Below are 6,759 nucleotides of genomic sequence, written 5' to 3' on the forward strand. Positions count from 1 at the left end.
CGCGGGATGGGCCGGCCGGCCGCCGCCCACGCCTGTGAGGTCAGCCCGGAACAGTCGTACGACGACGGCCCCTCGGCGCCCCAGACGTACGGCTTGCCGATCTGCGCCGTCGCGAAGGTGATCGCCTTCTTGCCCGACGTGCTCGCCTGGCGGTTGATGTCCGTGACCGCGCCGGAGCCCAGCCAGGCGGACTGCGCCCTGAACGCGGCGTCGCTCTCCAGCTGCGCCAGCCGCGCGCGCTCCTCCTTCTCCAGGCCCGCCTCAAGCTTCTTGGCGGCGGAGATCTGCTTCTTGATCTCCTTCTTCGCCTTCTGCTTCTTCACGCGGTTGGCTTCGAGCTGCTCCCACTGGGTGCTCGCGTCCGCGGTGTAGGTCTTCAAGTCCTCCTGCGCCGCGCTGAGTTCGGCGATGAGGTCCTTGGTGGCCTTCTGGCCCTGCTGTATTCGTCCGACGCCGTCGAGGAAGAGCTGCGGATCGTCGGTGAGGATGAGCTGGGCCTCGGGCGGCAGCCCGCCGCCGCGGTACTGCGCGCGGGCCGCGGCGCCCGCCTGGTCCTTGAGCGCGTCGATCCGCAACTGGCCCTGCACGAGGTCCTCGGCCAGCGAGACGACCTCGGCGGACTGCTTCTTGGTCTGCTCGTCGGCGAGGTTGTACGCGTCGGTCGCGGACGCGGCCTTCCGGTAGAGACGGTCTATCTCTTTGCGCACGTCGTCGAGGGACTTCCCGTCCCGCGTGACCGACGAGACGCCCGGCGGGAGTTCGACCGGCGGCGGCGGAACGGCGGGCGGGGACGGCGCGTTGAGAGCGGCGGGCGCGGCGAGGGGAAGAACCGGCGCGGGAGGCGGCATCGGCGCCGCGTACGCGCGGTTCAGCAGACTCGGCGACGCCAGAACGGCCAGGGCGCACACCACGGTGATCGCGGCAGCGGCACTGCGACGTCGGTTCACAAGCTCCCCCTCCGAACCAATCGGGCCGGCCTGCCCAGTTGGCTTAAAACGGCTCAAAACGCGCTTTCATCGCCTAGCCGACCTATCGTCAGCAAGTGCTGTCGTCCGTCGTGATCGTGTCATGTCCTCCGGCAAAGGGACAGAGGGGTCCCGCACCTCACAGGACTCATTCACCCCACTGTGGACGAACAGGCACCCAATGGTGTCCCCCTGGTCACATCCGGTTGCCCGAACCACCCGAACGAGGCGCCGGCACCACGTCGGCACCGGACCAGGTGTCGGGACCGGACCGGCCCCCGGCACCGGACCCGGTCCCGGACTCCGCCCCGGCATGGGACCGCGCCCCGGCACCGGACCCGGCACCGGATCGAGGCGCCAGCGCCGTCCACTCCACCGTCACCTCGCCCTGCCGCCACCGGCGCGCGTCGTCCACGAGCGGCCAGCCGGCCGCCAGCTCCCGCACGGCCCTGACCCACCGCTGCCGCGCGCCGAGCGAGGCGTAAGGAGCCGCCGCCGCCCACGCCCGGTCGAAGTCGCGCAGGAACGCGTGGACCGGCTCGCCCGGCACATTGCGGTGGATCAGCGCCTTGGGCAGCCGTTCCGCCAGATCGGACGGCCGGTCGAGCGAGCCGAGCCGGGTCGCGAAGGTGACCGTGCGGGGTCCCTCCCGGCCGAGGGCCACCCAGACATGCCGCCGGCCGATCTCGTCGCACGTGCCCTCCACCAGCAGCCCGCCCGGCGCGAGCCGCGCGCACAGCCGCGCCCAGACCGCGGCGACCTCGCCCTCCTCGTACTGCCGCAGCACATTCGCCGCCCGTACGAGCACCGGCCGTACGCCGCCGTCCAGCGGCAGTTCGAAGCCGCCGTGCCGGAAGCGGAGCCCGTCGCGCTCGTACGGGAGGGCGGCGGCGACCCGGGCCGGTTCGATCTCGATCCCGACGACCTCGGTGCGGGGATCGGCCGTACGCAGCCGCCGCAGCAGCTCGACCGCGGTCCAGGGCGCGGCGCCGTACCCGAGATCCACCACGACGGGCGCGCCCGCCGAGCGGCGCAGCGCGGACCCGTGCACGGCGGTGATCCAGCGGTCCATACGGCGCAGCCGGTTCTGATGGGTGGTGCCCCGCGTCACGGTGCCCACCGGACTGGACGGGCTCGACGGGCGTGGCGGGCGGGACGGCGGGACCGGGGGCACCATGGGACGAGGGTAACGACACGCCGCGACGGCGGGACGTACGGCGACGACAGCCCCCGCTCCGGGCCGGACCGGTGTGCCGGTGCGAGCACCCCGCCGGGCCCCGGAGGGTTGAGCCGTTCGCCGTAATGATTTGGCAAAGTGGAAACGGTGGCGGAAATGCAGGAGCCCATTCCGCTGTTGAGAGCCTGGGAGGGAGCGCACACCCTCCTTTTCGCCGTGCCCCGAGCGGCTCCCCGAGCGAGAGGCCGTAGACGTGAGCCAGTACGTGTCCCGTATCGCCGGCACGTTCACAGGACCGGCTCGATCGCCCCGCCTCCGCCTCCCCGGTCAGCACCGCCGGCCCCGGCGGGTCGCCATGCTCAGCGTCCACACCTCCCCGCTGCACCAGCCGGGCACGGGCGACGCGGGCGGCATGAACGTCTATATCGTCGAGCTGGCCAAGCGCCTGGCCGCCATCGACATCGAGGTGGAGATCTTCACCCGCGCCACGGCCGGCGGCCTGGAGCCCGCCGTGGAACTGGCCCCCGGTGTGCTCGTACGGCACGTCGACGCGGGCCCGTACGAGGGTCTGGCCAAGGAGGATCTGCCCGCGCAGCTCTGCGCCTTCACCCACGGGGTGATGCAGGCCTGGGCCGGCCACCGGCCCGGCCACTACGACCTCGTCCACTCCCACTACTGGCTTTCCGGCCATGTCGGCTGGCTCGCCTCCGACCGCTGGGGCGTCCCCCTGGTGCACGCCATGCACACCATGGCGAAGGTCAAGAACGCGGCCCTCGCGGAGGGCGACCGGCCCGAGCCCGCGGCCCGGGTCATCGGCGAGACGCAGATCGTCCGCGCCGCCGACCGGCTGATCGCCAATACGGCGGAGGAGGCCGGGGAACTCGTCCGTTTCTACGACGCCGACCCCGCCAAGGCGGCCGTCGTCCATCCCGGGGTGAACCTGGACTGTTTCTGTCCCGCCGACGGCCGCGCCGCCGCGCGCGCCCGGCTGGGGCTGCCGCTCGACGCGTTCATCCCGCTCTTCGCGGGCCGTATCCAGCCGCTGAAGGCGCCGGACGTACTGCTGCGGGCCGTGGCGGTACTCCTCGACCAGCGTCCGGCGCTGCGCGGGAAGCTGGTCGTACCGGTCGTCGGCGGTCCGAGCGGTACGGGACTGGCGAAGCCGGAAGGGCTCCAGAAGCTCGCCGCGCGCCTGGGGATAGCGGATGTGGTGCGCTTCCGGCCGCCGGTCGGGCAGGACCTGCTGGCGGACTGGTTCCGTGCGGCGTCCGTGCTGGTGATGCCCTCGTACAGCGAGTCCTTCGGCCTGGTCGCGATAGAGGCCCAGGCCACGGGCACGCCGGTGGTGGCCGCGGCGGTGGGCGGACTGCCGGTGGCGGTACGGCACGGGGAGACCGGCTTTCTGGTGGGCGGCCATGATCCGGAGGAGTACGCCCGGGTGCTGCGGGAGTTCGTCGATCACCCGGAACTGGTCGACCGGATGGGCGCGGCGGCCTCGCGCCACGCCGAGTCCTTCGGCTGGGACACGGCGGCCTCGGCGACGGCGGACGTGTATCTGGCCGCCCTGCACGATCACCGCCGTCGCGTACGCTCGCACCATGGCTGACGGACAGCGGACCGACGGACAGCGGACCGCCGGGCAGCGGGCCGAGGATCAGGTCGCGCACGCGAACCGCGTCCTCGTACGGACACTGACCTCCGCCGAGCTGACATGGGAGAGCCCGGCCGCCGGCTCGTACGTCATCACTCTCCCGGGCACCCGCAAGCTCTCCACCACCTGCTCCCTCCTCGTCGGCCGCCACGCGCTCTCCGTCAACGCCTTCGTGATCCGCCGCCCGGACGAGAACGCCGAGGGCGTCCACCGCTGGCTGCTGGAGCGCAACCTCAAGCTGTATGGCGTGGGTTACGCGGTCGACCGCCTCGGCGACATCTATCTGACCGGCAAACTCCCGCTGGCCGCCGTCACCGAGGACGAGATCGACCGGCTGCTGGGCTCCGTGCTCGAAGCGGCGGACGGTGCCTTCAACACCCTGCTGGAGCTGGGGTTCGCGAGCGCGATCCGCAAGGAGTACGCCTGGCGGGTGTCCCGTGGCGAGTCCACGCGGAACCTGGACGCGTTCGCCCATCTGACCCGGGACCCATCGGCCTGAGTGTCGCCTGAGGCGCGGCACGAGTCCTTTCACGGGTCTTTCCCGGCGCTGCACGGCTCTTCCCTGCCGCTCATACGGCATGTCATGCTCACTCGCAGACGCACACCTGAACTGTGTTCATATACATGGAGGACATGATGGGGTACGGACAGGAGCGGCGGCGGGAACAGGGGCAGAGCCGAGAGGGCCGGCCCACGATCGGCAGACGCGCCCTGCTGGGCAGCGCCGTCGCCGTGGCCGCCGCCGGGGTGCCGGGGACGGCACTCGCCACGACACCTGTCGTGCCCCACGAGCCCCGCGCGCCCCGCACCTCCGCGCTCTGGCGGGAGTTCGCCGAGTCGCCATACACCCATCCGCAGATCCCCTACGTCGGGAAGGCCGGGCAGCGCGCGGGCGCCGACCGCTTCCCCCGGCACCGCGTCGTCGCCGATGTCCGCGCGTACGGCGCCAAGGGCGACGGTTCCGTCGACGACGCGCCCGCGATCAACCGTGCCCTCGCCGCTGCCGGAGAACGCGGCGGGGGCACGGTCACCATCCCGCCCGGCACCTACCGGATCGACGACGTGATCCGGATCGGCCACAGCGATGTCGTCCTGCGCGGCGCGGGCAGCGGCCGTACCACGCTCCACGCGACCAAGAACCTCACCGAGCTGATCGGCCCTTACGGCAGCCGCTACGGCGGCGACAAGTCGAGCTGGTCCTGGGCCGGCGGGCTCATCTGGCTCTGCCCGCAGGAGCGTTGGGACTCGCTCATCACCGCCGTCAAGGAGCGCGCCTGGCCCTTCGAGGGCTGGACGGGCAACAAGCGCGACGAGTGGCGCACCCTCACCGGCGTCGGCCGCGCCCGGCGCGGCGACCGGAGCGTGACCGTCCAGGACGCCTCCGCCGCCTCGAAGCTCAGGCGCGGACAGCTCGTGCTGCTCCGGCTCGTGGACGACGCGGACCACACCCTCCTGGAGCACATGGCGGGCGGCGGCCCCGGCACCGAGGCGTACGACTGGGCCGCGATGACCAAGCTGACGTCGTACGTTCCGTACGAGTGGCCGGTACGCGTCCTGTCCGTACGCGGCAGGAAGGTCACGCTGGAGCGACCCCTCCCGCTGGACGTACGCCCGGAGTGGGACCCGCGCCTCACCACGCTCGTCACACCGCTGACCGGCTCGGGCGTGGAGGGCCTGACGCTGGAGGCGGTCGAGACACCGCAGTCCCCGCATCTGCTGGACAAGGGATACAACGGGGTCGCGTTCCAGTGCGCGTACGACTGCTGGGCCGACGATGTCGTCGTACGCCATGTCGACAACGGCTTCGGACTGATCGCCGCGTCCGCCTGCACGCTGAGCCGTACCCGGGTCGCGGGCCGCGGTGCGCACCATCCGTACTACTGCCGCGAGGGCTCGCACGACAATCTGGTCGAGGGCTTCGTCATCGAGCGCCGTACGGTCCCGGCGCCGGCGGGCACACAGCTCCACGGCATCAATGTCGAGGGCCTGTCCAGCTACAACGTCTGGTCGCGCGGGCTGATGGAGATGGGGACGTTCGACACGCACCGGGGGATGCCGTTCGCCAACGTACGGACCGAGATCACGGTCACCAACGACGGCCGGCACGGCGGCGACGCGATCGCGGGACCGCTGTACGGGGCGCGGTTCACGCACTGGAACGTCACGGTCACCAATGGGCGCGCGGGGCTGATCAAGATCGACGAGATCGCTCCGTACAGCGCGACGGCGGGGATCAGCGAGGTCCGCGAGTTCGACCAGATCGACGTACCGGACTTCACGGGCGAGCTGCACGCGAGGCTGGAGGCGTACGGCCGCCCCGAGGACATCAGGCCGCGCAACTTGTACGAGGCACAGCGCGAGGTGGGGTGACGGGGGACGGGCTGACGGAGGCGGGGCGAGAGGTCTACGTATGCGAACGGCCTACGTATGCGCATGGCATATCTATATGCCTGGCATGTAGGTATGTAGGTATGTCGAGGCTACATATGTGGCTGGATCGACCCGTCCCCCTGCACGCCCTCCCAGGCCGAGGGCCCGTAGACGACCTCGGTGACGGTTTCCTCATCATGTTTCGTACGCCTGACGATCAGGGCCCCGCTGTCGTGCAGGAGATATCGGTAGCGCACCTCGTCCTCGTCCTCGTAGGAGACGACGCGGCTGGACGGTTCGAGGCCCGGCGGGATCGCCGCTGGAAGCATGGTGACGTGGACGGTCATGAATCGACTGTACGTCTGGCCTCCGCCCAGGAGCCATATGAGTCATATATGGACGTATCGCCTTTCGGGTATCAGGTGGCTCGCCCTCCCGCTCGGTGGCCTCGAAGAAGAACCCGATGCGTGTGACGTCGGAGGACTGCTGGTGATGCACGGTGTGGGCGAGCCGCAGCCATGCGGGATCGACCCGTACGAGCAGCCGCTCGGGGCTGTGACCGGCCTCGGCCGGTAGGTGGGGTGTGGGGGTAGGGG

The 6,759-nt window shown here is 71.1% G+C and carries 5 protein-coding genes and 1 pseudogene; 3 read left to right on the top strand and 3 right to left on the bottom strand.

Annotation, left to right across the window (positions count from 1 at the left end; translation table 11 throughout):
- Together BFF77_RS21295 and BFF77_RS21300 are read right to left on the bottom strand one after the other, a co-directional pair.
- Positions 1–947 (bottom strand): C40 family peptidase (locus BFF77_RS21295; protein ID WP_107422210.1); only part of this gene is annotated, 947 nt, incomplete at its 3' end.
- Between the two features lie 364 nt (positions 948–1,311).
- Positions 1,312–2,142, bottom strand: a pseudogene (locus tag BFF77_RS21300) (class I SAM-dependent methyltransferase); the annotation flags it as partial.
- A 253-nt stretch (positions 2,143–2,395) separates the two neighbouring features.
- Here BFF77_RS21300 and mshA point away from each other — a divergent pair.
- From mshA to BFF77_RS21315, 3 genes are all read left to right on the top strand, one after another.
- Positions 2,396–3,748, top strand: a complete 1,353-nt coding sequence (gene mshA, locus BFF77_RS21305) for a D-inositol-3-phosphate glycosyltransferase (protein WP_066952344.1) — start codon at positions 2,396–2,398, stop codon at positions 3,746–3,748.
- On the top strand, positions 3,741–4,292 hold the full coding sequence (locus BFF77_RS21310; protein ID WP_066952346.1) for a type III secretion system chaperone family protein: 552 nt from the start codon (positions 3,741–3,743) through the stop codon (positions 4,290–4,292). Before mshA ends, BFF77_RS21310 begins: the two co-directional genes overlap by 8 nt.
- Before the next feature lie 125 nt (positions 4,293–4,417).
- Positions 4,418–6,163 carry a glycoside hydrolase family 55 protein gene (locus BFF77_RS21315; protein ID WP_425424409.1) on the top strand — a complete coding sequence of 582 codons (1,746 nt, stop codon included), beginning with the start codon at positions 4,418–4,420 and terminating at the stop codon, positions 6,161–6,163.
- A gap of 110 nt (positions 6,164–6,273) precedes the next feature.
- Here the strand turns inward: BFF77_RS21315 and BFF77_RS21320 are convergent, their stop codons facing one another.
- Entirely contained in the window at positions 6,274–6,510 is a 237-nt protein-coding gene (locus BFF77_RS21320; protein WP_066952348.1) for a hypothetical protein, read from the bottom strand.
- Between the last annotated feature and the right edge of the window lie 249 nt (positions 6,511–6,759).

The sequence above is a fragment of the Streptomyces lushanensis genome, assembly GCF_001700515.1.
Classification (GTDB): domain Bacteria; phylum Actinomycetota; class Actinomycetes; order Streptomycetales; family Streptomycetaceae; genus Streptomyces; species Streptomyces lushanensis.